The organism is Plantibacter sp. CFBP 8798 (assembly GCF_014841195.1).
In the GTDB taxonomy this organism is placed as follows: domain Bacteria; phylum Actinomycetota; class Actinomycetes; order Actinomycetales; family Microbacteriaceae; genus Plantibacter; species Plantibacter auratus.
This window is the reverse complement of sequence record NZ_JACYTS010000003.1, coordinates 314,867-339,640: the sequence shown is the minus strand read 5'-3', so window position 1 is coordinate 339,640 and position 24,774 is coordinate 314,867. Positions and strand designations below refer to the sequence as shown.

26 protein-coding genes and 1 tRNA gene are annotated in these 24,774 nt (G+C 69.1%); 16 read left to right on the top strand and 11 right to left on the bottom strand.

Features of this window, described 5'->3' with window-relative positions:
- The first annotated feature begins 29 nt into the window (after positions 1–29).
- Both IFU30_RS14275 and IFU30_RS14270 read left to right on the top strand, forming a co-directional pair.
- Positions 30–185 carry a hypothetical protein gene (locus IFU30_RS14275; protein ID WP_162852301.1) on the top strand — a complete coding sequence of 52 codons (156 nt, stop codon included), beginning with the start codon at positions 30–32 and terminating at the stop codon, positions 183–185.
- 23 nt (positions 186–208) lie between these two features.
- Positions 209–679, top strand: coding sequence for a RidA family protein (locus tag IFU30_RS14270; protein WP_079706877.1), 471 nt, complete (start codon positions 209–211; stop codon positions 677–679).
- Positions 680–762: 83 nt separating this feature from the next.
- Here the strand turns inward: IFU30_RS14270 and IFU30_RS14265 are convergent, their stop codons facing one another.
- Both IFU30_RS14265 and acs read right to left on the bottom strand, forming a co-directional pair.
- Positions 763–1,593 carry an endonuclease domain-containing protein gene (locus IFU30_RS14265; protein WP_192005600.1) on the bottom strand — a complete coding sequence of 277 codons (831 nt, stop codon included), beginning with the start codon at positions 1,591–1,593 and terminating at the stop codon, positions 763–765.
- Between the two features lie 170 nt (positions 1,594–1,763).
- Complete coding sequence (gene acs, locus IFU30_RS14260) at positions 1,764–3,755, bottom strand: acetate--CoA ligase (RefSeq protein WP_192005598.1); 1,992 nt, start codon at positions 3,753–3,755, stop codon at positions 1,764–1,766.
- 411 nt (positions 3,756–4,166) lie between these two features.
- On the opposite strand from acs, the gene IFU30_RS14255 reads away from it, so the two are divergent.
- Positions 4,167–4,811 carry a SatD family protein gene (locus IFU30_RS14255; RefSeq protein WP_192005596.1) on the top strand — a complete coding sequence of 215 codons (645 nt, stop codon included), beginning with the start codon at positions 4,167–4,169 and terminating at the stop codon, positions 4,809–4,811.
- Complete coding sequence (locus tag IFU30_RS14250) at positions 4,808–5,605, top strand: hypothetical protein (protein ID WP_192005594.1); 798 nt, start codon at positions 4,808–4,810, stop codon at positions 5,603–5,605. Before IFU30_RS14255 ends, IFU30_RS14250 begins: the two co-directional genes overlap by 4 nt.
- Before the next feature lie 43 nt (positions 5,606–5,648).
- On the opposite strand, the gene IFU30_RS14245 is transcribed toward IFU30_RS14250, so the two are convergent.
- Genes IFU30_RS14245 through uriH form a run of 3 tightly spaced genes read right to left on the bottom strand, consistent with a single transcriptional unit; the run spans position 5,649 to position 8,963 of the window.
- The gene (locus tag IFU30_RS14245) at positions 5,649–6,572 is read right to left on the bottom strand and encodes a ribokinase (protein ID WP_192005592.1); all 924 of its coding nucleotides are present in this window, start codon (positions 6,570–6,572) and stop codon (positions 5,649–5,651) included.
- A 10-nt stretch (positions 6,573–6,582) separates the two neighbouring features.
- Positions 6,583–8,019 (bottom strand): uridine transporter UriT, encoded by a 1,437-nt coding sequence (gene uriT, locus IFU30_RS14240; protein WP_441005554.1) that lies wholly within the window; start codon positions 8,017–8,019, stop codon positions 6,583–6,585.
- Complete coding sequence (gene uriH, locus IFU30_RS14235) at positions 8,016–8,963, bottom strand: uridine-preferring nucleoside hydrolase UriH (protein WP_192005590.1); 948 nt, start codon at positions 8,961–8,963, stop codon at positions 8,016–8,018. The genes uriT and uriH overlap by 4 nt, the downstream gene beginning before the upstream one ends.
- A gap of 151 nt (positions 8,964–9,114) precedes the next feature.
- Between uriH and IFU30_RS14230 the strand changes: the two genes are divergently transcribed.
- The 3 genes from IFU30_RS14230 to IFU30_RS20950 all read left to right on the top strand — a co-directional run bounded on the left by IFU30_RS14230 (position 9,115) and on the right by IFU30_RS20950 (position 12,402).
- Positions 9,115–10,194, top strand: a complete 1,080-nt coding sequence (locus IFU30_RS14230; protein WP_342450871.1) for a LacI family DNA-binding transcriptional regulator — start codon at positions 9,115–9,117, stop codon at positions 10,192–10,194.
- A 112-nt stretch (positions 10,195–10,306) separates the two neighbouring features.
- Positions 10,307–11,341, top strand: coding sequence for a TadA family conjugal transfer-associated ATPase (locus IFU30_RS14225; protein WP_192005588.1), 1,035 nt, complete (start codon positions 10,307–10,309; stop codon positions 11,339–11,341).
- On the top strand, positions 11,338–12,402 hold the full coding sequence (locus IFU30_RS20950; RefSeq protein ID WP_192005586.1) for a type II secretion system F family protein: 1,065 nt from the start codon (positions 11,338–11,340) through the stop codon (positions 12,400–12,402). The genes IFU30_RS14225 and IFU30_RS20950 overlap by 4 nt, the downstream gene beginning before the upstream one ends.
- A 46-nt stretch (positions 12,403–12,448) precedes the next feature.
- Here the strand turns inward: IFU30_RS20950 and IFU30_RS14215 are convergent, their stop codons facing one another.
- A complete protein-coding gene (locus IFU30_RS14215) occupies positions 12,449–13,012 on the bottom strand; it encodes a hypothetical protein (RefSeq protein WP_249404831.1) in 564 nt (187 codons plus the stop codon).
- Positions 13,009–13,359: a PadR family transcriptional regulator gene (locus IFU30_RS14210; protein WP_192005584.1), complete on the bottom strand. Its 351-nt coding sequence runs from the start codon at positions 13,357–13,359 to the stop codon at positions 13,009–13,011. The genes IFU30_RS14215 and IFU30_RS14210 overlap by 4 nt, the downstream gene beginning before the upstream one ends.
- A 175-nt stretch (positions 13,360–13,534) precedes the next feature.
- Here IFU30_RS14210 and IFU30_RS14205 point away from each other — a divergent pair, with 175 nt between their 5' ends.
- Genes IFU30_RS14205 through IFU30_RS14195 form a run of 3 tightly spaced genes read left to right on the top strand, consistent with a single transcriptional unit; the run spans position 13,535 to position 14,523 of the window.
- Positions 13,535–13,747, top strand: a complete 213-nt coding sequence (locus IFU30_RS14205; protein ID WP_121293956.1) for a DUF4244 domain-containing protein — start codon at positions 13,535–13,537, stop codon at positions 13,745–13,747.
- 45 nt (positions 13,748–13,792) lie between these two features.
- The gene (locus IFU30_RS14200; RefSeq protein ID WP_192005583.1) at positions 13,793–14,104 is read left to right on the top strand and encodes a TadE family type IV pilus minor pilin; all 312 of its coding nucleotides are present in this window, start codon (positions 13,793–13,795) and stop codon (positions 14,102–14,104) included.
- Positions 14,101–14,523: an Rv3654c family TadE-like protein gene (locus IFU30_RS14195; RefSeq protein ID WP_192005581.1), complete on the top strand. Its 423-nt coding sequence runs from the start codon at positions 14,101–14,103 to the stop codon at positions 14,521–14,523. The genes IFU30_RS14200 and IFU30_RS14195 overlap by 4 nt, the downstream gene beginning before the upstream one ends.
- 19 nt (positions 14,524–14,542) lie before the next feature.
- Here the strand turns inward: IFU30_RS14195 and IFU30_RS14190 are convergent, their stop codons facing one another.
- A complete protein-coding gene (locus tag IFU30_RS14190) occupies positions 14,543–14,788 on the bottom strand; it encodes a hypothetical protein (protein ID WP_079706888.1) in 246 nt (81 codons plus the stop codon).
- Between the two features lie 161 nt (positions 14,789–14,949).
- Here IFU30_RS14190 and topA point away from each other — a divergent pair, with 161 nt between their 5' ends.
- The 6 genes from topA to IFU30_RS14160 all read left to right on the top strand — a co-directional run bounded on the left by topA (position 14,950) and on the right by IFU30_RS14160 (position 22,130).
- Positions 14,950–17,805: a type I DNA topoisomerase gene (gene topA, locus IFU30_RS14185; RefSeq protein WP_159880371.1), complete on the top strand. Its 2,856-nt coding sequence runs from the start codon at positions 14,950–14,952 to the stop codon at positions 17,803–17,805.
- Positions 17,802–18,437: a dTMP kinase gene (gene tmk / locus IFU30_RS14180; protein WP_192005580.1), complete on the top strand. Its 636-nt coding sequence runs from the start codon at positions 17,802–17,804 to the stop codon at positions 18,435–18,437. Before topA ends, tmk begins: the two co-directional genes overlap by 4 nt.
- 158 nt (positions 18,438–18,595) lie before the next feature.
- Positions 18,596–19,729, top strand: a complete 1,134-nt coding sequence (locus tag IFU30_RS14175; RefSeq protein ID WP_137243700.1) for a DNA polymerase III subunit delta' — start codon at positions 18,596–18,598, stop codon at positions 19,727–19,729.
- A 9-nt stretch (positions 19,730–19,738) separates the two neighbouring features.
- A complete protein-coding gene (locus tag IFU30_RS14170) occupies positions 19,739–21,364 on the top strand; it encodes an alpha/beta fold hydrolase (protein WP_192005579.1) in 1,626 nt (541 codons plus the stop codon).
- Positions 21,365–21,383: 19 nt separating this feature from the next.
- Entirely contained in the window at positions 21,384–22,019 is a 636-nt protein-coding gene (locus tag IFU30_RS14165; protein ID WP_175117477.1) for a TetR/AcrR family transcriptional regulator, read from the top strand.
- A 35-nt stretch (positions 22,020–22,054) separates the two neighbouring features.
- Positions 22,055–22,130: transfer RNA gene (locus IFU30_RS14160), tRNA-Thr, on the top strand.
- Positions 22,131–22,317: 187 nt separating this feature from the next.
- Here the strand turns inward: IFU30_RS14160 and IFU30_RS14155 are convergent.
- From IFU30_RS14155 to IFU30_RS14145, 3 genes are all read right to left on the bottom strand, one after another.
- Positions 22,318–23,397, bottom strand: a complete 1,080-nt coding sequence (locus IFU30_RS14155) for a site-specific integrase (RefSeq protein WP_124769878.1) — start codon at positions 23,395–23,397, stop codon at positions 22,318–22,320.
- 71 nt (positions 23,398–23,468) lie between these two features.
- The gene (locus IFU30_RS14150) at positions 23,469–23,675 is read right to left on the bottom strand and encodes a helix-turn-helix domain-containing protein (RefSeq protein ID WP_197977590.1); all 207 of its coding nucleotides are present in this window, start codon (positions 23,673–23,675) and stop codon (positions 23,469–23,471) included.
- Between the two features lie 533 nt (positions 23,676–24,208).
- Positions 24,209–24,727 (bottom strand): hypothetical protein, encoded by a 519-nt coding sequence (locus tag IFU30_RS14145; RefSeq protein ID WP_124769876.1) that lies wholly within the window; start codon positions 24,725–24,727, stop codon positions 24,209–24,211.
- Between the last annotated feature and the right edge of the window lie 47 nt (positions 24,728–24,774).

The following is a 24,774-nucleotide window of genomic DNA, read 5'->3' as shown; positions in this document are numbered from 1 at the left end:
CCGTGCGGAGCGCCCGATCGAGGAGAGACATGACCCGCTGGGAGTACCTCACCACGCCGTTGATGATCCACAACACGGCTGCCATCCTGAACAACTGGGGCGGGGAGGGTTGGGAGCTCGTCCAGGTCGTCACCGGTCCGGAGGGTGGGCTCGTCGCCTACCTCAAGCGCCCCATCGCCGACTGACCCGACGTCCCGGAGGAACCCCCATGTCCCAGATCGCCGACCGACTCGCCGAGCTCGGTATCACCCTGCCCACCGTCGTCCCGCCCGTCGCCGCCTACATCCCCGCGGTGGTCTCCGGCGAGCACGTCTTCACCTCGGGCCAGCTGCCCATGACCGACGGCAAGCTCCCCGCCACCGGCAAGGTGGGTGAGGGCGACGGACTCGTCTCGCCCGCGGACGCCAAGACCTACGCCCGGACGTGCGCCCTCAACGCGCTCGCCGCGGTGGAGAGCCAGATCGGTTCGCTCGACCGCGTCACCCGCATCGTGAAGGTCGTCGGCTTCGTCGCCTCCGACCCGGCGTTCACCGGCCAGCCCGGCGTCATCAATGGTGCGTCAGAGGTCCTCGGCGAGATCTTCGGCGACCTCGGCGTGCACGCCAGATCCGCCGTCGGCGTCGCCGTGCTCCCGCTCGACTCGCCCGTCGAGGTGGAGCTCATCGTCGAGTTCGCCTAGCGCGCGGCGCCACAACAGGAGATCCGCTCCGAAGCAGGAGAACGTAACCGCGTTCATCCTGCTGCGGAGCGGATCTCCTGCGTTCACCACTGATGCCTGCCTTGCGCGATCGCGTCTGAGATCTCGCGCTCGACGAGTGTCCACTGGTGCATGACCTGCCGGTAACTGAACCGCAGGACGGTGTGGCCGGATAGCGCGAGACGGCGATCCTGCGCGAGATCGCGGCTCCGTTGTGACGCATCCTGATGAGGAGCGTGTCCATCGAACTGCAGGATGAGGCGTTCGCCGATGAGTCCGTCGACCCGGTGACCGTCGACCACGACCTGCTGGCGCATCTGGATGCCGATCCGCGCGAGACGGATGCACGGTATCGACTCGATGCCTGAGTCGGAGAGGTGGCTGACGCGGTCGATCACTCTTCTGAACCGTCGGGAACGGATCGGCATGAGTCTGAGCCGGTCGAGGTCGGCATCTCCGACGCGGACAGCCGATTCGAAGACCGCGAGCGCGCGTTCGAACGGTTGGCACTCGGCGAGGTGGACGAGCGCATTCACCGGTGGCTGCACCAGCGTGCGGGTGGACACCGGCGCCGGTGTCGCGCTCCAATGGAGCCGCAGCCCTGATTCAGTCGTCGCCGCAGACGTCGAAGGGACGGAGAGATGGACGAACCCGTCAGCCAGGTTCCACCAGCCGCGACGACCGGCGATCGTCAGACACGTCAATCGTCCTCCGCGCGTCGCCGCGAAGAGGAGTTGAGGATCACACGCTGCGGTCACGAGCCAGTTACGTCTCACGACTCGGACCGAGCCTGATTGCTTTGCTCGTTCGATGCCGTGCTTGGTCGCTCCGGCATCGAGCGCGTCGAGACGATGCACGATCCCGTCGCGCCGGTCGATCCACGGGGTGAGGTCCATCACCTCAGCTTCGCGGGCCGGGCGCGGCCACATGCCCCACTCAGGAGTGCTGGGGATGAGGCGCCCGCGAGTCTGCCCTGTGGAGCACAGGAGATCCGCCCCGCAGCAGGACCAACGTGACTACGTTCTCCTGCTGCGGGGCGGATCTCCTGCTGCGACGCTGCGAGGACTTACGTGCTCTTCACCATCTTGTCGGTGATGATCTGCATGACCGTGGTGTCGGCGAGCGTCGTGGTGTCGCCCACCTCGCGGCCCTCGGCCACGTCGCGCAGGAGACGGCGCATGATCTTGCCGGAGCGCGTCTTCGGCAGTTCGTTCACGAGGTAGACCTCGCGCGGGCGGGCAATCGGACCGATCTGTTCGCCGACCCAGCTGCGGAGCGCCCCGGTGATGTCCGCGAGTCCGGACGCCTGCTCGAGGTGGGACTCCTTGATGATGACGAACGCGACGACCGCCTGCCCGGTGGTCTCGTCGGCCGCACCGACCACGGCGGACTCGGCCACCATCTCGTTGGCGACGAGTGCCGACTCGATCTCAGCGGTCGAGAGTCGGTGCCCGGAGACGTTCATGACGTCGTCGACGCGGCCGAGCAGCCAGACGTCGCGGTCCGAGTCAAGTCGGGCGCCGTCGCCGGCGAAGTAGAACGGGCCACCCTCGACGTCCCAGAACTTCTCCCAGTAGGTCTCCTTGAAGCGCTCGGGGTCGCCCCAGATGCCGCGGAGCATCGACGGCCAGGGCTCGGTCACGACGAGGAGTCCGCCGCCGCCGGCACCGACCGCGTCACCGGCGTCGTCGACGACGTCGATGGCGATGCCCGGGATCGGGACCTGCGCGCTACCGGGCTTCGTCGACGTGACACCGGGAAGGGCCGACACCATGATCGCCCCGGTCTCCGTCTGCCACCAGGTGTCGACGATCGGCGCGACCTTGTTGCCGATGATCTTGCGGTACCACATCCACGCCTCGGGGTTGATGGGCTCACCCACCGAGCCGAGCAGGCGGAGTGACGACAGGTCGAACTGCTTCGGGATCTTCCGCCCGAGCTTCATGAAGGAGCGGATCGCCGTCGGAGCCGTGTAAAAGATGCTCACGCCGTACTTCTCGATGATCTCCCACCAGCGTCCCGGGTGCGGGGCGTCCGGCGTGCCCTCGTAGAGCACCTGCGTCGCGCCGTTCGCGAGGGGTCCGTAGGTGACGTAGCTGTGACCGGTGATCCAGCCGATGTCGGCCGTGCACCAGTACACGTCGGTCTCGGGGTGCAGGTCGAAGACGTTCTTGTGGGTGAACGCCGTCTGCGTCAGGTAGCCACCCGAGGTGTGCAGGATGCCCTTCGGCTTCCCGGTGGTGCCGGAGGTGTAGAGGATGAAGAGCGGCTGCTCGGCGGGGAACGGCTGCGCGTCGTGCTCGGGTTCGGCGTCGGCGATGGCCTCGTGCCACCAGAGGTCGCGTCCGGCCGTCCAGTCGACCTCGTTCTCGCCGCGACGGACGACGAGCACATGGTCAACGGTCGCCTGCTCGGGCAGCTCGCCGCGGCTCGCGAGCGCCGCGTCGACGGCGGGCTTGAGTGCGGAGACCTTGCCCTTGCGGTAGCCGCCGTCGGCGGTGATGACGAGCTTGGCCTCCGCGTCGTCGATGCGGGAGCGCAGGCTGTCCGCGCTGAACCCGCCGAAGACGACCGAGTGGACCGCGCCGATGCGCGCGACGGCGAGCATCGAGACGATCGCCTCCGGGATCATCGGCAGGTAGATGGCGACCCGGTCGCCGGCTTCGACGCCGAGGCTGGTGAACAGGTTGGCCGCGCGCTTGACCTCTGCCGTGAGCTCGGCGTAGGTGATCGTGCGGGTGTCGCCGGGCTCGCCCTCCCAGTGGAGGGCGACGCGGTCGCCGTTGCCGGCCTCGACGTGCCGGTCGAGGCAGTTGTACGCGACGTTCAGCTCGCCGTCGTCGAACCAGGTCGCGAAGGGTGGGTTCGACCAGTCGAGGGTCTTCGTGAACGGCTTGCTCCACGTGAGCAGCTCGCGGGACTGCTCGGCCCAGAAGGCGAGCCGGTCACTCGACGCCCGCTCGTAGAGCTCGGCGCTGGCGATCGCCTGCGCGGCGAACTCCTCCGACGGTGGGAATCGTCGGTCTTCGTGCAGCAGGCTGTCGATCTGAGTGCTCATCGTGTGTGTCTCGCTCCCTTGCGAATCCGCGTTCCTGACTCGACCTGCCGAGGCGGGTCGAGTCCGTGCCATGCACGAGCGTAGCGCGTTCTCGGTTGCGGATTTGTCATTCATCCGAACAAACTCGTGGGGCCAGTCTGTGAATGATCTGGGCATGGTAGGGAAACCACTCGATCTGGGGTCGTCTGAGTGCTTGTGTTCCCCGTTCACTGGCGTACACTTGGACCCGGCCGAATACACATTCGTGCATGCAGTGCCAGCGATTCCCCCCAATCCGGCACTGTAGAGGCGGCACCCATTCCCCCCAATGGGTGCCGCCTTCTTCTGTCTCCGGCGTCGGCTGCAGGCGGCCCGTGGTGAGTATTCGAATATTGCTTATAGTTCTGCCACTATCAGCTCTATGCTTCTGAGATGACCGATCTCCTCCTGGCCGTCGTCGTCGACATCGTGGGTTCCCGCCGTCTCGACGATCGCACCCGAGCTCAACGCGCGATCCAGGACGTCTTCCTCCAGGTGGAGGCCACCTGGCCCGCCGAGCAGCCGCTGCGTCCCACGGTCGGCGACGAGTTCCAGGTCGTCTACGCGGACGTCGCGACCGCACTGCGTGCCACCACCCTCGCGCGACTCCTGTTCCCTGCCGAGGTCGACTGCCGGTTCGGCCTCGGCTGGGGTGAGGTCACGGACATCGACGCCGGGCAGGACGCGCTCATCCAGGACGGTTCCGCCTGGTGGCGGGCCCGAGCCGCCATCGACGAGGCGCATCGGCGGGAGGACAAACGTCAGCCGTACCTGCGATCGTGGTTCGAGGGCGAATCGCCCCAGGACGGAGACGCCATCGTGAACGCACTCCTCACCCTGCGCGATCACACGATCGATCAGATGCGGAACCCTCGACAGCGACAGCTCGCCGCGGGTGCGCTCCTCGGCCGATCGCAGGAGTCGATGGCGGCCGAGGTCGGCATCTCGCAGTCCGCGGTGTCGCAGAACCTGCAACGATCGGGCGGCGCCGCGCTCGTCTCGGCCCTCGACCTGCTCGCCGGAGCGCCGATTCGATGATCACGGCCGTCCTGCTGCTCATGATCGGGGTCGCCGACATCTGTCGTGGTCTGATCCGTGGCCCGCGCTGGTCCCCGGCCATCGGGCTGGTGGTGGTCTGGCTGTTCGCCGTGCTGGGCCTCGGGCTCGACTGGTGGTGGCCGACGCTGACCGGCCTCGTCGCCCTCGGGTGGATCGTGACCATGCCGTCCTCGGACACCTCGCGACCACGCGGACTCTGGCCCGTGCTGCTGCTCGGTCTCCTCGTCGTCGGCTCCACGCTCGTGTTCGGGGCGGGCGGGACGGCCGACAGCGCCGCAGCGCAGGTCTACGCGGGCTTCGACCTCGGCGTGCTGCAGGAGGTGCCCCTGGCCCTCGCCGTCGCGGCCGGGTCGACCCTCGTCTTCCTCACGCGGAGCAGCAACCTCATCGTGCGGGCGTCGCTGCGCCGCGCACGTGAGGACGATGAGCCGCAACCGGCCGCGGCACCCGCCTCCGCCTGGACGGTCAGGATCCGCGGTCGAGAGTTGGGGAGCGTCGAGCAGGGCGCCACGCCGCGGCGTCCGACGATGCAGCTGCTCGGTGGCCGACTCATCGGCCCGCTCGAACGGGTCTTCATCGTCGTCCTCGCGCTGAGTGGTACCGGCATGGTGATCGCCGCCCTCGTCGCGGCCAAGGGGATCGTGCGCTTCCCGGAGATCTCCGAGGATCGCGGTGTCGGCGGCAAGGCTGAGGAGTTCCTCGTCGGCAGCTTCACGAGCTGGGCCATCGCCGCTGCTGCGGTGCTCTACCTCTGGGTGATCGCGGCCGGGTGAGGCGCCACGGGGTCCCGCATCGGTTCACGCGGGACCCCGTGTCTCATCGCTGCTCGAGGAACGCCGCGAGCTGCTCCTCATCGGGGTATGACGCCTGGGCGCCGGCCCCGGTCGCCGCGTAGCTGCCGACGGTCGAGGCGAATCGAGCCGCGTCGACGAGCTCGTCTCCGGCAGCGAGTCGCAGCGCGAGGGCACCCATGAACGCGTCGCCGCAGCCGGTGGTGTCGACGGCGTCCACCGTCGGCGACGGAACCGACGTCGGGTCGGCCTCGCCGTCGATCACGACACTGCCCGCGGCCCCGGTCGTGACGACGGCTCGTCGGATGCCGTGGCTGCGCAGCGCCGTGGCGGTCGCCTCCCACCCGGCCTCCTCCGGGTCGACCCCTGCGAGGTCGGCCGCCTCGTGCTCGTTCACGAGGAGGACGCCGGTCGCCTGGAGGAGCTCCTCCGGCACCGGACCGTAGGGGGAGAGGTTGAGGAGCACGAGCGCGCCGGCCGCGGCGCCCCGCCGGGCCGTCTCGAGCACGGTGTCGATCGGTACCTCGAGGCACAGGCAGACGACACCGGCACCGTCGAGCGCCGTCCACGCCTCGCCGATCCGATCCGGCGTGAGGGTGCCGTTCGCCCCGGGCGACACGATGATCGTGTTCTCCCCGGCGTCGTCGACGGTGATGACCGCGGTGCCCGTCGCGACGTCGTCACGTCGGGCGATCCGGGTGACGTCGACCCCGGAGCTCGAGAGCGAATCGAGCAGGAGGGATCCGTGCGCGTCGTCGCCGACCGCGCCGACCATGGTGACGTCGCCGCCGAGTCTGCCCGCGGCGACCGCCTGGTTGGCGCCCTTGCCGCCGGGGATGACGGCGAGTTCGGATCCCGTGAGCGTCTCCCCGGGCTGCGGGAAGCGGGCCGTGCGGACGACGAGGTCCGCGTTCAAGGACCCGACGACGACGATGCGTGGACTCTGCATGGTGACCTTCCTAGGCTGCCGAGGCGGTCTCGGCCGGACGGACCTCGGCGCCCGCGGGCTTCGGGATGAGGAACGACACCAGCAGGGCGACCGCGGTGATGCCCGCGCCGACCAGCATGGCACTCGTGTACCCGGCCGTCGACGTGCCTCCGGCGGGTGCGACGGCGATCTGGACGGCGGGGAGGACGACGAAGCTGAGGCCGGCGCCCAGGTTGAAGGCGCCCGCGTTCAGTCCGGGCAGGAAGCCTGGGTTCTCCTTCGGCGACAGGACGATGCCCAGCCCGTTGAGCATGATGTTGCCGATGCCCGCGTAGGTCGCACCGATGAGGACGGTCGTCGCGATGAGCACGGGGAGCGAGTGCACACCGACGAGCGCCATGATGACGATCGAGACGATGCTGCCGATGAGGCCGATGCGGAGCACGTTCAGGTAGCCGAGCGTGGGCGCGAGACGACCGGCGAACGGGCCGACGAGCCAGCCGACGAGGGCGTACGGCGTCAGGAACGCGAGGGAGGCGAGGTCGGCCTCCATGCTGAATCCCGCGTCGGCGTTCTGGGCGATCGAGGTGACGAGGCCGTTGGCGACGGCGAAGACACCGGTCATCGTGAGCAGCGTCGTGAGCAGGAGTGCCCAGGTGCTGCGCTGGCGGAGGTACTTCGTGGCGACCAACGGTTCGGCGACGCGGTTCTCGACGGTCCAGAAGATCGCGAACGCGACGAGGGCGAGGACGATGAACCCGCCGACGAGCAACCAGTTCGCCGCTGCGAGCTTGCCGGCCTCGTTGAACGCGGTGAGCAACGCGGCGATCGACACGACGAGCGGGAGCACGCCCCACCAGTCCATCCTCGTGCCCTTCGAAGGCTGCGAGTTCGCGGCCCACAGGACGACGAAGACGATCGCGACGGCTGCGACGACGGCCATGGTCCAGAAGACGGACCGGAAGCCGTGGTTCGTGACGAGCCAGCCGCCGGCGAGGGCGTCGATCCCGGCGATGCCGCCGTTGACCGCGGTGATGAGGCCCATCATGGCGCCGTACCGCTTCGGGTCGGTGACCTCGGCGCGCAGCATGAGCAGGGTGATGGGCACGACCGGCCCGGACACGCCCTGGATGATGCGGCCGACGAACAGCATCTCGACGTTCACGGCGAGGGCTGCGACGACGGTGCCGACGAGCATGATGACGAGCATGCCCGTCAGGACACGCTTCCGTCCGATGATGTCGCTGAGGCGCGGGAGGAAGACGGAGAACAGCGCCGCCGTGGTGAAGAACATCGTCTGCGACAGGCCGATGGTGGCGTCGTCGGTCTGCAGCTCGCGCGCCATGCTGACGAGCGCGGGGCTCAGCATGCTGGCGTTCAACTGGAACGCGACGCAGGCGGCGAGCAACGCCGTCATGAGGGCGCCGATGCGGACGGCGGGCTTCGTGGAGCTCAGGAGGTCGCTCACAGCTCGATCTCCCCGATGTTCTCGAGGGCGTCGGTGACGAGGCCCCAGAAGCGTGCGTGGTCGAGCTCGGTCGCGGCCCAGGTGCTGCAGTCGTCCGGAGCCGGGCTGCGGAAGTCGGCGACCGTCATGCCGAGGGTGAGTGTGCCCGTGAGTTCGATGTCGATCGGCACCTTGACGGTCCGCACGATCGTCGGGTCGATCACGTAGGCGACCGCGCACGGGTCGTGCACGGGCGGGCTGTCGAAGCCCTGCGCGTCCTTGTAGGTGGTGCCGAAGAACTCGAGCAGCTCCTCGACGAAGCGCGCCGGGCCGGTGCCGATCGCGGCGATCCGCTCGACGACCTCCGGGGTGGCGAGGGCCTGGTGCGTGAGGTCGAGGCCGACCATGACGACGGGCCAGCTCTCGTTGAAGACGATGTGCGCGGCCTCGGGGTCGATCTTGATGTTGAACTCGGCCACCGCCGACCAGTTGCCGACGTGGTAGCCGCCGCCCATGAGGACGACCTCCTTGACGCGCTCCACGATGCGCGGCTCCTTGCGGGCTGCGAGGGCGATGTTCGTCAGGCCGCCGGTCGGGACGAGGGTGATCTCGCCCGGCTCGTGCGACATGACGAGGTCGATGATGAGGTCGATCGCGTGACGGTCGTCGAGGGTGATCGCGGGTTCGGGGAGGACGGGGCCGTCCATGCCCGATTCGCCGTGGATGTCCGGCGCGTTCTCGAGGGGGCGCACGAGCGGGCGGTCGGCACCGGCGGCGAACGGCACGTCGGTGATCCCGGCGATGCGGGCGACGGCGAGGGCGTTCCGGGTGACCTTCGGGAGCGTCTGGTTGCCGACGACGGTCGTGACGGCGAGCAGCTCGATCTCGGGGTTGCCGTGTGCCAGGAGGATCGCGATCGCGTCGTCGTGGCCTGGGTCGCAGTCGAGGATGATCTTGCGGGGCATGGTTCTCCACATCGTTGGGGTGCTGGGGGAAGCGGGCGACACGGCACGTAAAGCGCTTCAGGTCCGCCGGGAGCAGCCTACGTCAAGCGCTTTAGGTTCGCCAAACCGGGTTGTTCGGCCCAGGGTTCCGCGGCCCCGATACGATCGACGGGTGCCCCTCGAACCGAACGATCGCCAGCCGCGCGCCGCCCGTCGCGTCACGGCGGCGATGGTCGCGGAGCGAGCCGGGACGTCGGTCGCGACCGTGTCGCTCGTCGCCAACGGCAAGGATGCCGGGCACGTCTCGGCACAGAACGCCCAACGGGTGCGCCAGGCGATCGCGGAGCTCGGCTACGTCGCCGACCACGCCGCGCGGGCGCTCGCGAGCGGGTCCAGCAACCTGGTCGTCTTCGTGACGCCGGATGCGTCGAACCCCTATTTCGGTGCGGTGATCCGCGGGCTCCGGGCCGGCCTCGGCGACGCGTACCAGTTGCTCGTGTCGGTGACCGGGGAGGGCGACGTGCCGACGGCGGCGGCGCTCGGCCGACTCGCGGCCCTCCGACCGGCCGGGGTCGTGGTCGACGCGCCGAGCGAGGCCTTCCTGGACGAGCTCCGGCTCGACACCGCGCTCGTGTTGCTCGACGCACCCCGCCTCCCGACGACGACGGCGGCGGCAGCGTCCGGTGCCGTCGTCACCGACCGACGCGCCGTCTCCGTCGACTTCGACCTCCTCGGCGGTGTCCGAGCGCTCCTCGACCACCTCCACGTCCTGGGCCACCGGCAGCTCGGGTACCTCGGTGGGCGGACGGCGACGGACACGTTCCTCCTGCGTCGGCTGCTGCTCGAGCGCGAGGCTGCCGTGCGCGGGATGCGGGTGCACGCCGACGATCGCGCGGAGAGCATCATCGACCTCGAAGCGGCGGCCGCGGCATTCGTCGACAGCTGGCCGCGGTGGCGCGACTCCGGGGTGACCGCGCTGGTCTGCGCAACCGACACGCACGCGTACGGGGTGCTGCAGTCGGCGCGGGCGATGGGCATGCCGGTGCCGGGGGAGCTCGCGGTGGTCGGGTTCGACGACCTGGCGTCGTCGGTGGTGAGCGATCCGCCGTTGACGAGTGTGCGGTTGCCCGGTGAGGCGCTCGGTCGCGCGGGCGCCGAGCAACTCCTCGCCCGGATCGAGGGCCGGACGGTGGCACCCGCCCCGGTGATCGCTGCGGACCTCGTCATCCGCGCCTCGACGATCGGTCGCTGAGGCGGGGCGACGTCCGCCTGACCCCGCTCCACAACCGCGACCGTTCGCGTGACGTCGTGTGGTCCGCGCCTCCACACTGCGGTGCTCGTAAGGGCGCGCCTACGCTCGCCGCATGTCCGATCGCTTCGTCGTCTCCGTCCCGCCCGATGCCGCCCCTCCTGATTCTCCGGAAGCGACGGTCGACGCCGAACCCGCTGGTGCGGCCGAGTCGCGCGGGGTCACGGCGCTCGCCGACTTCGGGGCTCTTGCTCCCTACCTCGCCGATCCGGGGGTCACCGATCTCTTCGTGAACGGTTCGTCCGGCCTCTGGCTCGACCACGGTGCCGGGCTCGTCCGCGAGGCGGGGTGGCGCTCCGATGAGGCGACCATCCGAGCGCTCGCGGTGCGCCTGGTGGCGAGGGGTGGGAGGCACGTCGACGAGGCGACCCCCTGCGTCGACGTGCGTCTGCAGGACGGGGTGCGGGTCCATGTGGTCCTCCCGCCGGTGTCGACCCGGGGGACGTTGCTGTCCATCCGGGTGCCGCGGGACGAAGCGCTCGGGTTCGATGCGCTGCAGGCCGCTGGGATGTTCCCGGCGGCGGTCGCCGAGCTGCTGCGCGACGCCGTCGCGGCACGGACGAACATCCTCATCACCGGCGCGGGGGGCTCCGGGAAGACGACGCTCCTCGGCGCCCTGCTCGGCCTCGCCTCGCCCGCCGAGCGGCTCGTCGTGATCGAGGACGTCGCGGAGCTGCGGATCCTCCACCCACATGTCGTCGCCCTCCAGTCGCGCCAGGCCAACCTGGAGGGGGCCGGCGGCATCGACCTCGAACGCCTGTTGCGCGAGGCGCTCCGCATGCGTCCCGACCGGCTCGTCCTCGGCGAATGCCGCGGGCCCGAGGTGCGCGAGCTGCTGTCGGCGCTCAACACCGGGCACGACGGCGGTGCAGGCACCCTCCACGCGAACTCCGTGACCGACGTGCCCGCCCGTTTGGAAGCGCTCGGTGCGCTCGCCGGCATGAGTCAGGAGGCCGTCGCCCGTCAGGCGACGAGCGCGATCGGACTCGTCGTGCATCTGGCACGGCTCCCGGTCGGCCGGCAGGTGGTGGCGGTCGGCCGCCTCCTGATCGACGAACACGACCGCCTCTCCGTCGAGGAGTTGCCGTGACCCGGCTACGGGTCCTGCGGCGGGTGCTCGCGGCGCTTCCCGGCGCGGCGCCGCCCGATGACGACGGTCCCGCCCGCGTGGCGCGCACCACTCGTCGTCTGGCCGTGCTGCTGGGTGCCGGTGTCGCACCCGGCAGCGCCTGGAGGCATCTCGCCCTGGAAGCCGACGCCGATGCGCGGACCCGATCAGCCACGGTGTCCGTCGGCCTCGCGACGGATGAACCGGACGACGAAGGCGGCCCGACGAGCGATCATCGGACCGACGCGGCGGTGCTGTCAGCGGTGGCCGATGCTGCAGCGCACGGCGGCGACCTGCCGGCGGCGATCGCCGCCATCGCTGATCAGGAGACGGGTGCTGGCGCGCGCACAGCCTGGGCGGGCCTGGCAGCCGCTTGGCAGGTCGCTGCGATCAGCGGCGCACCACTCGGTGTCTGTCTGCGGGACCTCGCCGGGTCGCTGCGCGAGTTGGACCGCATCGGTCGCGACGTCGGCACAGCGCTCGCCGGACCGTCCGCGACGGCGAGGCTGGTGCTCTGGTTGCCGCTCGTCGCCGTCCTCCTCGGGATGGCCCTCGGCTTCGACACACTGCGGACGCTCTTCGCGACGCCTCCTGGGCTCTGCTGTCTCGCGGCGGGCGTGGCGTTCCTCGTCGTCGGTGCGCGCTGGAGTTCGGCGCTCAGTGCACGGGCGGCCAGGCGCGACCCGGCACCGGGGTTGTCGCTCGACCTCGTCGCGGTGGCGATGGCGGGTGGGGGAGCGGCGCCGGCGGCCCGGTCGATCGTCGAGGAGGCGTGCGAGCGGTTCGCCGTCCCCTACGACGGTGCCACGATCACGAGCGTCCTCGCCCTGTCGGCCAGGGCGGGCATCCCCGCCGGTGAGCTGCTGCGCAGCGAGGCGGAGCAGCAGCGTGATCAGGCGCGGTCCGACGGTGAGCGGGCAGCCGCGATCCTCGCGACCCGCCTCATGATCCCGCTCGGGGTATGCATCCTGCCGGCCTTCCTCCTCGTCGGTGTGGCTCCGCTCCTCCTCAGCGTCGTCACGTCGACGACGCTCGGCTTCTGACGAACTGTTCGCCGCAGACCCGCCTTGCTGCAGTGGCGTTGCTGCTTCAGTCGCGCGAGCGTGGCAGTGCGCGCCAGCAGCGTGCACCGACGAGCACGGCGACGGCGATGATCACGATCGGCACGAGGATCCACGCGACGTCGCCGGACCAGCCGACGCCGATGCCGTCTTCGTTGGCGAAGGCGAGCACGTCGACGAAGAAGAACCGTGCGTGCGCTTCATCGAGTGTCGACTGCTCGACCACCGAGAGCATCCCGAGGGTGAACAGGGCGAACGAGAACCAGTAGGCGAGGATCGCGACACCGCCCCAGATGACCCCGATCGACCAGGTCGGTCGCAAGCGGGCCGGGTCGTCGGCGTAGCGGGCGGCCAGAGCGCGTGGTGAGCCGAGGTCGGCCACGGCGATCGTCATCGGTCGCTGATCGACCGAGAGCTCGTCCCGGAGTGAACGGATGATCGAACGGCGTTCCCGCCCCGTGACCACGGCCTCGAGGTGCCAGTCGAGGCGCTGCAGGTACGAGTCGCGTCGCCAGCGGTCCGCGACGCTCAGTCCGCGTGCAGCGCGCTCGGCGAGCAGATCGTCCGGGGCGGGGTGCTTCTGGTCGATCATGCTGATGCTCCTTCAGGGTCGATTCCTCGTTCGGCGATGTCGGTCATCGCCCTCCAGCGGGCGATGGCGTCGAGCCTCGCCGCGTCTCCACGTTCGGTGATCGCGTAGTACTTCCGTGCTGGGCCGCCCGAGGAGGCGACCCGACGCGCGGTCACCAGTCCGTCGCGTTCGAACCGGCTGAGGACCGGGTAGACGACTCCGGTCGCCAGATCGACCAGACCGAGGGCTCGGAGGCGTTCGACGAGCTCGTACCCGTAGGTCTCGCCGCGGTGCATGGTGGACAGGATGAGCATCGGCAACACGCCCCGGAGGAGTTGCGATTCGCGCGCCGCCAGCTGTTCATCCATGACTATTACTCAAGCATGAATAGCCGCTGGGTGCAAGGCGAGTTCGCTCCACAACCGGCCTGTCGACCCGGCCCGTCGCCGACGTCGGATCCGCCCGCGCGTCGTTGGACGCGGTCGCCGAACATGGAGGTGTTCGTGCCACGAGCGCAGCACTCCGGTGCGGGGAAGGAACATCATGATCACGATCGGTCGTCGAGTCGAGCAGCGTGTCACGCGCGAGGTGCGGCGCGTCCTGCAGGACGAACGGGGGTCCGCCACGGCGGAGTACGCGGTGGCCACGATGGCGGCCGTCGGGTTCGCCGGACTGCTCGTCGCCATCCTTCGCGGAGACGAGGTGCGGGGCATCCTCACCGACCTCATCCGACGAGCACTGACGGCGAACGGTTGAACCGTGCGGCTGAAGGTAACGACGTGCCGTTCGGAGGACGGCGCGGTGACGGCGGAGTTCGCGGTCGTCGTCCCGGCCGTCGTCCTCGTGCTGGCGATGGGGCTCTCCGCGGTGCAGGTCGGGCTGACCCAGCTCCGTGCGACCGACGCCGCGGCGGACGCAGCACGGAGCCTGGGGCGAGGCGACGACGTCGGGACCGCGGCGGGTCGGGTCGCGCGCGTCCTGCCGGGGGCCACCATGACGAGTGGCGTGGAGCGGGACCTCGTCTGCGTACGGGTCGACGCGGTGGGCGGATCCGGCCTGGCCGGCGTCGTCCCGGTGTCGGCATCCTCGTGCGCCATGGGCGGCGGCCGATGAGCGTGCAACCGTCCCGCGCCGCACTCAGCGCGGTGAGATCCCTGCGCGACGAGACCGGAGCCGGGTCGGTCCTGGCGGCAGGCATCCTCGGGGCGCTGGTCGCCGTCCTCCTGGCGACGCTGCCCGTGGTGACGCTGTTCGCCGCTCATCAGCGAGCGGCCAACGCGGCCGACGCAGCCGCGTTGGCGGCAGCCGACACCGCGTCCGGTCGTCTCCCAGGCTTCCCCTGCGAAACTGCTCGCATGGTCGCGGCGCGCAATGCGGCGTCGCTCGGCACCTGCAGTGTGGAGGGCGTCACCGTCCTCGTCGACGCCACTGTCGACACGGCCTTCGGCGCCATCACGGTCGCCGCGAGAGCCGGACCTCCTCCGGAGGCGTCCGGCGCCGTCGTCGGGGTGCCCGCGACCGCCACCTATTAAGAGGTAGCGGTGCGATCGGTCAGCCCTGACCGGAGTCGGTCGTGAAGACCGCCTCCAGGAAGCGGTAGTCGACGGCGCTCGGGGCACCGGAGTCGTCGTACTCCTCGCCGGTCGTCCGGGCGTACCGGTAGACCTTGCCGGCGGTGCCGCTCGGCACGTCGACGGTGGGCGTCGGTGATCCGTGGTCGCTGAGTCGGGCGCTGATTGTCTTGCCCTCCAGTGGACCGTCGGTCAACTTCACGGTGTAGTTCGTCTGGGTACTCATGGCAGACATTCTGCTCCGAACGCCGCAGAACGCAAGGGGATGGACACGCGCGTGGCCGCCCCACGATTGGACAAGCCTGCTGTGCACGTGTGTATGGTGTGCCTGATGGAAGGAGCCTCGTGGCAGGCAAGAAACTCGTGATCGTAGAGTCACCGACCAAGATGAAGTCGATCGCCGGATATCTCGGTGACGACTACGAGGTGCTGTCCTCGGTCGGTCACATCCGCGACCTCATCGAGCCGAAGAACCTTCCCGCCGAGCTCAAGAAGGGCTCGCTCGGCAAGTTCTCGGTCGACGTCGACAACGGCTTCGAGCCGTACTACGTCGTCTCCGACGCGAAGAAGAAGACCGTCGCGGACCTCAAGCGCGCACTCAAGAACGCCGACGAACTCCTCCTCGCGACTGATGAGGACCGCGAAGGCGAGGCCATCGCGTGGCACCTCCTGCAGGTCCTGCAGCCCAAGGTCCCCGTCAGTCGCATGGTCTTCCACGAGATCACCAAGGACGCCATCCTCGCCGCGAAGGACAAGACGCGGCCCCTCGACACCGACCTCGTCGACGCCCAGGAGACCCGCCGCATCCTCGACCGCCTCTACGGGTACGAGATCTCGCCCGTGCTCTGGCGCAAGGTCGGCCCCGGGCTGAGCGCCGGACGCGTGCAGTCCGCCGCCACCCGACTCGTCGTCGACCGGGAGCGCGAGCGCCTCGCCTTCCGCGCCGCCTCCTACTGGGACGTCATCGCCCGCTTCCTCCCCGAAGCAGACGCCACCGGAGCACCCTTCACCGCACGTCTCGTCCGGCTCGACGGCGACCGCGTCGCCACCGGCCGCGACTTCGACGACCTCGGACAGCTCAAGGGCAGCGCCGTCCCGCTTGACGAGCAGCGGGCCACGGCGCTCGCCGCAGCACTCGAGCAGTCCAAGGCGACCGTCCTCTCCGTCGAGTCCAAGCCGTACTCCCGCCGGCCGGCGGCTCCCTTCACGACCTCCACGCTCCAGCAGGAGGCCGGGCGCAAGCTCCGGTTCTCCGCTCGCCAGACGATGAGTGTCGCGCAGTCACTGTACGAGAACGGTTACATCACGTACATGCGTACCGACTCGCCGTCGCTGAGCAAGCAGGCGATCGACGCGGCCCGGAAGCAGGCTGCTGCCCTCTACGGTGCCGAGACGGTGCCCGACAAGCCGCGCCTCTACAGCGGCAAGAGCAAGAACGCGCAGGAGGCGCACGAGGCGATCCGTCCCTCTGGCGACACGTTCCGCACGCCGTCCTCGCTCGCCTCGACGCTCCGCGGCAACGACTTCAAGCTGTACGACCTGATCTGGAAGCGCACCGTCGCCAGCCAGATGGCCGATGCGAAGGGCTCCACCGCGACGATCACGCTCGAGTCGAAGACCGACGTCGGCCGCGCCGAGTTCACCGCGTCCGGCACCGTCATCACCTTCCGCGGCTTCCTCGCCGCCTACGAAGAGGGCCAGGACGAGGACCGCAACTCCCAGGACGACGCGTCCGAGGCGAAGCTGCCCCCGCTCACCGAAGGCCAGCAGCTCGGCATCGAGGACCCGGAGGCGAAGGGGCACGAAACCTCGCCGCCGCCGCGCTACACCGAAGCCAGCCTGGTGAAGCGGCTCGAGGAGCTCGGCATCGGCCGACCGTCCACGTTCGCATCGATCATCTCCACGATCATCGATCGCGGCTACGTGACGCAGCGCGGCCAGGCGCTCATCCCCAGCTGGGTGGCGTTCAGCGTCGTCCGTCTCCTGGAGGAGTACTTCGAGGAACTCGTCGAGTACGACTTCACCGCGGAGATGGAGAACGACCTCGACCGGATCGCCGGCGGCTCGGTGGACCGCGTCGACTGGCTCAAGGGCTTCTACTTCGGTGACGACTCGGGTCGCGGCCTGCGTCAGGTCATCGACAACCTCGGTGACATCGACGCCCGCCGCATCAACTCGATCGTCATCGACGACGGGGTCACGCTCCGCATCGGCAAGTACGGCCCGTACCTCGAGGTCACGCCCGACGGTCCGCCGCCGGCCGAGGGTGAGGAAGCCCCGACGCCGCGTCGGGTCAACCTGCCTGAGGATCTCGCGCCCGACGAACTGACGCCCGCGAAGGCGCACGAGCTCATCGACGCACCCGTCGTCGGCGATCGCGTCATCGGTGTGAACCCGACGACCGGCAAGGAGATCGTTGCGAAGGACGGACGCTTCGGCCCGTACATCACCGAGGTCGACCCTGAGCCCGAGGCTGAGCTCTCCGTCGACACGGCGACCGGCGAGGTGACCGAGCCTGCTGCGGGTGCCAAGAAGAAGGCCCCCGCCAAGAAGAAGGCGGCGGCGGAGAAGCCCCGCACCGCGTCGCTCTTCAAGTCGATGGACCTCGCGACCATCGACCTCGAGACCGCGCTCAAGCTCCTCGACCTGCCTCGCGTCGTCGGTGCCGATCCTGAGTCCGGCGAAGAGATCCTCGCGCAGAACGGTCGCTACGGTCCGTACCTGAAGAAGGGCACCGACACCCGGTCGCTCACCTCCGAGGACGACATCTTCGCGGTCGACCTCGCCGGTGCCGTCGAGCTGTTCGCACAGCCCAAGTACGGAGCCCGGAAGGCGTCGAGCGCCCTCAAAGAGTTCGAGGCCGATCCCGAGAGCGGGAAGCCGATCAAGATCAAGGACGGCCGCTTCGGCGCGTACGTGACGGACGGCGTGACCAATGCGACGATCCCTCGTGGCGAGGAGGTCGACGACGTCGACTTCGAGCGAGCGGTCCAGCTCCTCGCGGACAAGCGCGCGAAGGGCCCGGCGAAGCCGAAGGCTGGTCGTAAGGCTCCCGCGAAGAAGGCCCCTGCGAAGAAGGCTCCGGCCAAGAAGACCGCCGCGGCGAAGACGGGGACCGCCAAGACGGCGGCCACGAAGTCCGCGACGGCCACGTCGACCGCCCGTTCGGAAGCGGCGAAGAAGGCTGCCGCGACCCGCGCCGCGAACAAGGCGGCTGCGGCGAAGGCCGACGCCGTCACGTGAGCGAGGGAGGACTCCCCCGGGGCCTGTTCATCACCCTCGAGGGCGGCGACGGTGTCGGGAAGTCGACGCAGGCGCGACTCCTGAGCGACTGGTTCGAGCAGCAGGGGCGGACGGTCGTCCGAACCCGTGAGCCGGGCGGCAGCGAGCTCGGTGTCGAGATCCGCGAGATCGTGTTGCATCACCGAGGCGACATCAGCCCGCGTGCCGAGGCCTTGCTCTACGCGGCGGACCGCGCTCACCACATTGCCACCGTGGTGCGCCCTGCCCTCGCGAGGGGCGAGGTGGTCCTGCAAGACCGGTACCTCGACTCGTCGGTCGCCTATCAGGGGAGCGGCCGTGTGCTCGACGCCGAGCAGATCCGCGGCATCTCGCTCTGGGCCGCCGAGGACCTCCTGCCCGACGTGACGGTGCTCCTCGACCTGGACGTCGCGGTCGCCCGTGGTCGCCTCGACAACGCCAACAAGCGGTTCGACCGGCTCGAGGCCGAGGCGAAGGACTTCCACACCCGGGTGCGGGAGTCGTTCCTCGCCCTCGCGGCAGCGGAGCCCGAGCGGTTCCTCGTCGTCGACGCCGCGCTGCCGCCCGAGCAACTGGCCGCCGACATCCGGGCCCGCATCGCACCTCTCCTCTGAGCGCACCCCACTCCGGTTCCTGAGCCTGTCGAAGGGCACACCCTTCCGGTCCCTGAGCCCACACCGTTCCGGCCCCTGAGCCCACATCCTCCCGGTCCCTGAGCCTGTCGAAGGGCACCCCGCCGGCTCAGGTCGGTACCGCCCGGTATCGTAGAGGCATGGCTTCCTGGACCGACTTGACGGGTCAACGCGACGCGATCGAGCTCCTCCAGTCGGCGTCGGACCCGGTCACGCCCAAGGGCCTCACCCACGCCTGGCTCATCACCGGGCCGCCCGGTTCCGGCCGGTCGACCCTCGCCTACGCGTTCGCCGCCGCGCTGCTCAGCCGCGAGCCCGGGGGCGACGACGTCACCCGTCGTCAGGTGGAGGCACGAACCCACCCCGACCTCTCCGCGCTGAGCACCGATCGCGTCATCATCACGATCGACGAGGTCCGCGACCTCGTCCGGAACGCCTACCGCGCGCCGTCCGTCGGTCGCTTCCGCGTCATGGTCGTCGAGGACGCCGACCGCATGACCGAGCGCACCTCCAACCTGCTGCTGAAGTCGCTCGAGGAACCGCCGAGCAGCACGATCTGGGTGCTGTGCGCACCGAGCGAGGCCGACCTGTTGCCCACCATCCGGTCGCGCGTCCGCTCGGTCCGCCTCGGCGTCCCCACCATCGACGACGTCGCCGAGCTGCTGGAACGGCGCGACGGCGTGGCGCCCGAACTCGCCGAACGCGCCGCTCGCGAGGCGCAGAGCCACGTCGGCATGGCCCACCGTCTCGCGACCGACCCCGGCGCTCGGCAGCGCCGTGAGTCCACGCTCCGTGCCGTGCTCGACATCAGGAGCGCGGGGCAGGCTGTCGTCACCGCTGGCCGCCTCCTGGAGCTGGCGGGCGACGACGCGAAGGCGTACACCTCGCTCCGCGACGAGGCCGAGCGGGAGAGCACGCTGCGCTCACTCGGCGTCGAGCCCGGTCAGTCGGTCCCGCCGGCCCTCCGCTCGCAGGTCCGGGCGATGGAGGAGGACCAGAAGCGGCGCGCCACCCGCAGCCTGCGTGACGGGCTCGACCGCATCATGGTCGACCTGCTCTCGCTGTACCGCGACATCGTGCTCCTGCAACTGGGGCACGACGCCACGATCATCAACCGTGAATTGCGTCCGGAACTCGAGGAAGCCGCTCGCCGGACGACGCCTGCGGTTACGATCGAAACCTTGGAGGCGATCTCCGTCGCCCGCACACGAATCGAAGGGAACGTCGCCCCGGCGCTGGCCTTGGAGGCCATGCTCGTGTCGGCGGTCCGGTAGGGAGCCTCTGTGACTTCGCCCAGGCAGCAGCCGTCGGACTCGACGGGATCGACCGGTGCGCCCCGTCGCAGGGGTCCCGGTGCGCGCCGTACGGCGCGGGTCGCCCTGGTGGCCGGTCTCGCGGTCGCGGCGCTCACCCTGAGCGGGTGCGTGACGGCCTTCCTGCCGCCGAAGGCCGCCGAGCCGACGACGTCGTCCTCGTCGCCCGCGACGAGCGACGTCGCCGCCGAGCTGAAGCCCTTCTACGAGCAGAAGCTCGACTGGAAGACCAGCGGCTGTGCCGACGGCTTCGAGTGCGCCACGGCGAAGGCGCCCATCGACTGGGACAACCCGTCGGACGGCGAACTCTCCCTGGCGCTCGTGCGTCACCAGGCGACGAACGGCAAGCCGATCGGTTCGCTCTTCATGAACCCCGGCGGCCCGGGCGGTTCCGGTTACAGTCTCGTCGCCGACAGCCTCGACTTCGCGGTCGACAAGGACCTCCAGGAGAACTTCGACGTCGTCGGCTTCGACCCCCGCGGTGTCGGCAAGTCGACGCCGGTGACCTGCCTGACCGACTCGGAGATGGACGCGTACCTGTACGACGTGACGCCGGGCAAGCGCGGCTCCGACGAGTGGATCGCCGCGAACGAGAAGGCCGCCAAGGACTTCGGCGACGCGTGTGCGGAGGAGACGGGCAAGATGCTCGAGTTCGTCGACACGCAGAGCGCTGCGAAGGACCTCGACATGCTGCGCGCTGCCGTCGGCGACAAGCAGCTCTACTACCTCGGCTACTCGTACGGCACGTTCCTCGGCGCGACGTACGCGGAGCTCTTCCCGAAGAACGTCGGGCGCCTCGTGCTCGACGGTGCGATCGACCCGTCGACGTCGAACTTCGAGGTCGTCAAGGAGCAGGCCAAGGGCTTCGAGAGTGCTCTGCGTGCCTACCTCGAGGACTGCATGACGGGCAAGGACTGCCCGTTCAGTGGTTCGGTGGACAGCGCGATGACCGAGATCAAGACGCTCCTCGACGAGGTCGACGCGAACCCGATCCCCGGCGACGACGGCCGTGAGCTGGGCGGCAACACCCTGCTGACGGCGATCATCTACCCGCTGTACCAGGCCGATGCGTGGCCGTACCTCAGCAAGATGTTCGCCGAGGTCATGCAGGGCGGGACCGACATCGCGTTCCAGTTCGCCGACGGCTACAACGGTCGCAACGAGTCCGGCAAGTACGCCGACAACCAGACCGAGGCATTCAACGCGATCAACTGCCTCGACTACAGCTACGACGACGACACGACGAAGATGGCTGACGAGGCGAAGCAGCTGGAGGAGGCGGCTCCCGTGATCGGCGAGTACATGGCCTACGGCGACACGTTCTGCGCCAACTGGCCGTACCAGACGCGGACCGAGCGTGGGGAGATCCACGCGAAGGGTGCAGCGCCGATCCTCGTCGTCGGGACGACGAACGATCCGGCCACGCCGTACGTCTGGGCGCAGAACCTCGCGGAGCAGCTCGACAAGGGTCAGCTGATCACCTACAAGGGTGAGGGCCACACCGGCTACAACAAGGGCAGCGACTGCGTGAACCAGGCGGTCGACCAGTACCTCATCGACGGCACGGTGCCGTCGAAGGACCCGATGTGCAGTTGACGGCGGGATCCTGATGACCATGACGGCGCCGGCTGAACTCGGGCTCCGCGAGCGGAAGCGGCTCGCGACGCGTCGGGCGATCCAGCACGCGGTGCTGACGCTCGCGAGTGAGCAGGGGCTCGAGAACGTGACCGTCGAGGAGGTGAGCCGTCGGGCGGAGGTCTCGCCGCGGACCTTCTTCAACTACTTCGGGACGAAGGAGGAGGCGCTGATCGGCGACATCCCGCTGATCCCCGACGGCGACGCCCTGCACGCCTTCCTCACCGCCGGCCCCGCCACCGACGTGCTCACCGATCTGGGGGAGCTTCTGGCCAGGACCGTCGGTGACGCCGACGAGGACGTCGAGATCCACCATCTCCGCAAGGACGTACTGCGCGACCACCCGCACCTCCTGGGTGCGCGGATCGCGAGCATGCGCGGCTTCGAGGAGGGCCTCTACAAGGTCGTCGAGCGTCGGGTGCTGAACGACGACCCGACGCTCGCGGAGGACGCCGAGGCGCTGTTCGACCGCTGCTGGATGGTGACGATGGTGGGGTTCGCAGGCCTGCGTCATGCCTGGCGCTGCTGGGCCGATGCGCCGACCCCCGGGTCGCTCGCCGAGCGGATCCGTCGTTCTTTCGCCGAGCTGTACACGACGGTCCAAAAGCTGCGCTAACATGGATACTCGTGCGCCGGGCGACCATCGCACGCGCCGCCCTAGCTCAGTCGGCAGAGCATCTCACTCGTAATGAGAAGGTCAAGGGTTCGATTCCCTTGGGCGGCTCCACTAGCATCACCCGGCCGTTGTCCTGGAAAACCCAGGTCAGCGGCTTTTTTCTTGCCTCGATCTATCCACGATCGCCTCGCAATTCTGGCGGGCAGGTGTGGTTTTGGGCCCGATTGACAGCAACGCTGACAGCAACGGCTGACAGCAACGCCCACGGACGCCGACGAACCGCGGCGCACGACAGTGGTCAGTCGAGGCTCGGGCCTCGGTCGGTGAGCGCGGAGTTCATCGCCGCAGAAGCGCTCTTCAGTGTCGCCGGGGCAACATGCGAGTAGATGTCGGAGGTGATCGCCATGTTCGAGTGTCCAAGGATCTCCATGACGACTCGCATCTGCACGCCCTGCGAGAGGAGCAGGGATGCGCAGGTGTGGCGCATGTCGTGAAAACGGATGCGGCGGACGCCCGCGGCCGCGATGTCCTTGTCGAAGGTTCGACGCAGGTTGCTGGGCTCGATCGGTGTGCCGATCTTCGTCGTGAAGACCAGCCCCGTGTCGTCCCACGCTGGTCCTGCGGCTCGGCGGTCGCCGTCTTGGATCGCGTGCCGCCGTCTCAGTGCATCGGCGGCACGTTCGGGCAGGGGGAGTGTTCGTCGGGAGCGCTTGGTCTTGGTGGGGCCGATGCTCATGCCCTGGCCGACGCCGGCGCGATGTGCCGTCTGACGAACCCGGAGCTCTGTTCGTTCGGCGTTGATGTCAATCCAGCGCAGGCCCAAGAGCTCGCCTCGCCTCAGACCGAGGGTGAGCGCCAGGGTATAGATCTCGGCGAACTGCGACTCACGACTGGACTCGAGGAAGGTCGAGGCATCCTCGGCAGTCCAGGGCTCAACCTCTGAGTCATCGAGTTTCGGTGCTCGGACAAGCGAGGCGACGTTCCGAGCAATGTGTTGTTCTCTGGCTGCCTCGGCGAGGATGCTTCTCAGCACTGCGTGGGCGAGTCGCACGGTGTGCGCTGATACGCCGGTGCGGGCGATGGCGGTGTGCATCTCGCGCACGTGCGCTGGCGTGATCTGCTCGAGCTTCTTTGTCCCGAGCGCGGGCAGTATGTGCTTCCCAAGGATCCATTCGTAGTTGGCGCGTGTCGTCGGGCGGAGCGCGGTCGGAGCGACGTGCTGCATCCAGTGCGCCGCGTACGTCTGCATCGTCCAGCCCGACACTGCCGTCGGCACACCGCTGTCTGTCTGCGTGATGAGGTCACGGACCTTGGCCGCGACCTCTGCCTTGGTGCGACCGTAGACCTGTCGGCGCTTCTGTGATCCGTCCGGCGCCAACACATAGGTGGCACCTGTCCATCTCCCATCGGTGCGCTTGTAGATCGACCCCTCGCCGTTTGCCCGCTGACTCACGCCTGGTCTTCACCTGCGAGGTGCTGGGCAAAGCGGTGCAGCGCTGCGACGGGGATGCGTCTGGCGCGACCGATCTTGACGCTGGAAAGGTGACCCAACCTCATGAGGTCGTAGACGGTGGATCGTCCCACTCCGAGCGATTCCGCTGCTTCTTCGGCGGTGAGCAAGAGCTTGTCGATTGGCATCATGATCCGATCAGTCATTGGGCTGCCGAGTGGATGCCCTTTGGCTGCTCTTGCTGCCTAGCGAACGAAGCGGCGGACTTCAGCGGATTGCGTCAGCTAGTGAGCGTTCAGACGCCACTTCCACTCCGAAGACGATTTCTCCGGGGAAGCTGCCTAAATCGAGTCGACTGCTCGACCGAATGCCGTTCCGCCCGGCCCTTCGCGCGGCTGCGCGCCAGCGGTTCCGGCAGGTTGCCGGAACCTCATGCACCGACGGCATCGCCGGCAGCAGTTCCGATTCCTGGCCGGGCGGATCACAAAGCGGACTGGGCCCGCTGCCTCCGTCCGCGCCGATCCGAGCGCTGACTGCAGCGCGAGTGCCGCAGAGTCAGGACACTGACCCGCCGAGGTGCGTTCTCAGTCCGAACGGGTCAGTATATGCCCTGGGGGCGCCGCGGCGTTCGTCTCAGATGGTCACCGAGGCTCACAGCGACCCCCTTTCGGCGATGCCGGTCCATGACCACATGCGATACCGAGGCATCCAACCTTGCTCGTGATCGGGGAGCCGATGGTCAGGACCCGAGAACGACCTTGACGAGCGCCACCGCGGCACCCACCATGGCGAGCAGGATCCCGGCAGCGAAGGTGCGGAACGACGGGCGCTCCTGCCGGATCCGAGCGACGACCGGGCCGATCAGCGCAAGCCGCACGATCAGGTAAGCCAGGGCGGTGACCTCCGCCACGAAGCCGGAGACGTTGCTCACCCAGGCCAGGCCCAACACCGCCGCCGGGAAGAAGGCCGACGTCAGCACCGGGAGGGAGTCGCGCAGCTCAGCGCGGATGATCGCAGGCGTCAACCGCTCGTCGCTCCTGGCGCGTCGCCCGATCGATTCGGCGAACGTGTGCGCCAGGAAGGTGGTGAACGCCGTAGCGAGCACGTACCAGAAGCTGCCGCCGTTCTCGGCGTTCACCGCCGTGAGGGGTGCGATCGTGGCGAGGATCACGATGTTGCCGTAGACGTAGGCCGTGATCCGGCTGGAGGCGTCCTCCCGAGACAGCCTCGGCCCCGAGGGCACCTGAGGTTCGGTCATGCCATCCACCGGAACGGGGTGATCCCGGCGGTTCGTGATCGCAGGCT

Excerpts from the sequence above, each read along its gene's own strand:
- IFU30_RS14275 (WP_162852301.1), top strand. The coding sequence starts at position 30 with ATGACCCGCTGGGAGTACCTCACCACGCCGTTGATGATCCACAACACG.
- IFU30_RS14270 (WP_079706877.1), top strand. The coding sequence starts at position 209 with ATGTCCCAGATCGCCGACCGACTCGCCGAGCTCGGTATCACCCTGCCC.
- IFU30_RS14265 (WP_192005600.1), bottom strand. The coding sequence starts at position 1,593 with ATGGACCTCACCCCGTGGATCGACCGGCGCGACGGGATCGTGCATCGT.
- acs (WP_192005598.1), bottom strand. The coding sequence starts at position 3,755 with ATGAGCACTCAGATCGACAGCCTGCTGCACGAAGACCGACGATTCCCA.
- IFU30_RS14255 (WP_192005596.1), top strand. The coding sequence starts at position 4,167 with ATGACCGATCTCCTCCTGGCCGTCGTCGTCGACATCGTGGGTTCCCGC.
- IFU30_RS14250 (WP_192005594.1), top strand. The coding sequence starts at position 4,808 with ATGATCACGGCCGTCCTGCTGCTCATGATCGGGGTCGCCGACATCTGT.
- IFU30_RS14245 (WP_192005592.1), bottom strand. The coding sequence starts at position 6,572 with ATGCAGAGTCCACGCATCGTCGTCGTCGGGTCCTTGAACGCGGACCTC.
- uriH (WP_192005590.1), bottom strand. The coding sequence starts at position 8,963 with ATGCCCCGCAAGATCATCCTCGACTGCGACCCAGGCCACGACGACGCG.
- IFU30_RS14225 (WP_192005588.1), top strand. The coding sequence starts at position 10,307 with ATGTCCGATCGCTTCGTCGTCTCCGTCCCGCCCGATGCCGCCCCTCCT.
- IFU30_RS14215 (WP_249404831.1), bottom strand. The coding sequence starts at position 13,012 with ATGATCGACCAGAAGCACCCCGCCCCGGACGATCTGCTCGCCGAGCGC.
- IFU30_RS14210 (WP_192005584.1), bottom strand. The coding sequence starts at position 13,359 with ATGGATGAACAGCTGGCGGCGCGCGAATCGCAACTCCTCCGGGGCGTG.
- IFU30_RS14205 (WP_121293956.1), top strand. The coding sequence starts at position 13,535 with ATGATCACGATCGGTCGTCGAGTCGAGCAGCGTGTCACGCGCGAGGTG.
- IFU30_RS14195 (WP_192005581.1), top strand. The coding sequence starts at position 14,101 with ATGAGCGTGCAACCGTCCCGCGCCGCACTCAGCGCGGTGAGATCCCTG.
- IFU30_RS14190 (WP_079706888.1), bottom strand. The coding sequence starts at position 14,788 with ATGAGTACCCAGACGAACTACACCGTGAAGTTGACCGACGGTCCACTG.
- topA (WP_159880371.1), top strand. The coding sequence starts at position 14,950 with ATGAAGTCGATCGCCGGATATCTCGGTGACGACTACGAGGTGCTGTCC.
- IFU30_RS14175 (WP_137243700.1), top strand. The coding sequence starts at position 18,596 with ATGGCTTCCTGGACCGACTTGACGGGTCAACGCGACGCGATCGAGCTC.
- IFU30_RS14165 (WP_175117477.1), top strand. The coding sequence starts at position 21,384 with ATGACGGCGCCGGCTGAACTCGGGCTCCGCGAGCGGAAGCGGCTCGCG.
- IFU30_RS14150 (WP_197977590.1), bottom strand. The coding sequence starts at position 23,675 with ATGACTGATCGGATCATGATGCCAATCGACAAGCTCTTGCTCACCGCC.
- IFU30_RS14145 (WP_124769876.1), bottom strand. The coding sequence starts at position 24,727 with ATGACCGAACCTCAGGTGCCCTCGGGGCCGAGGCTGTCTCGGGAGGAC.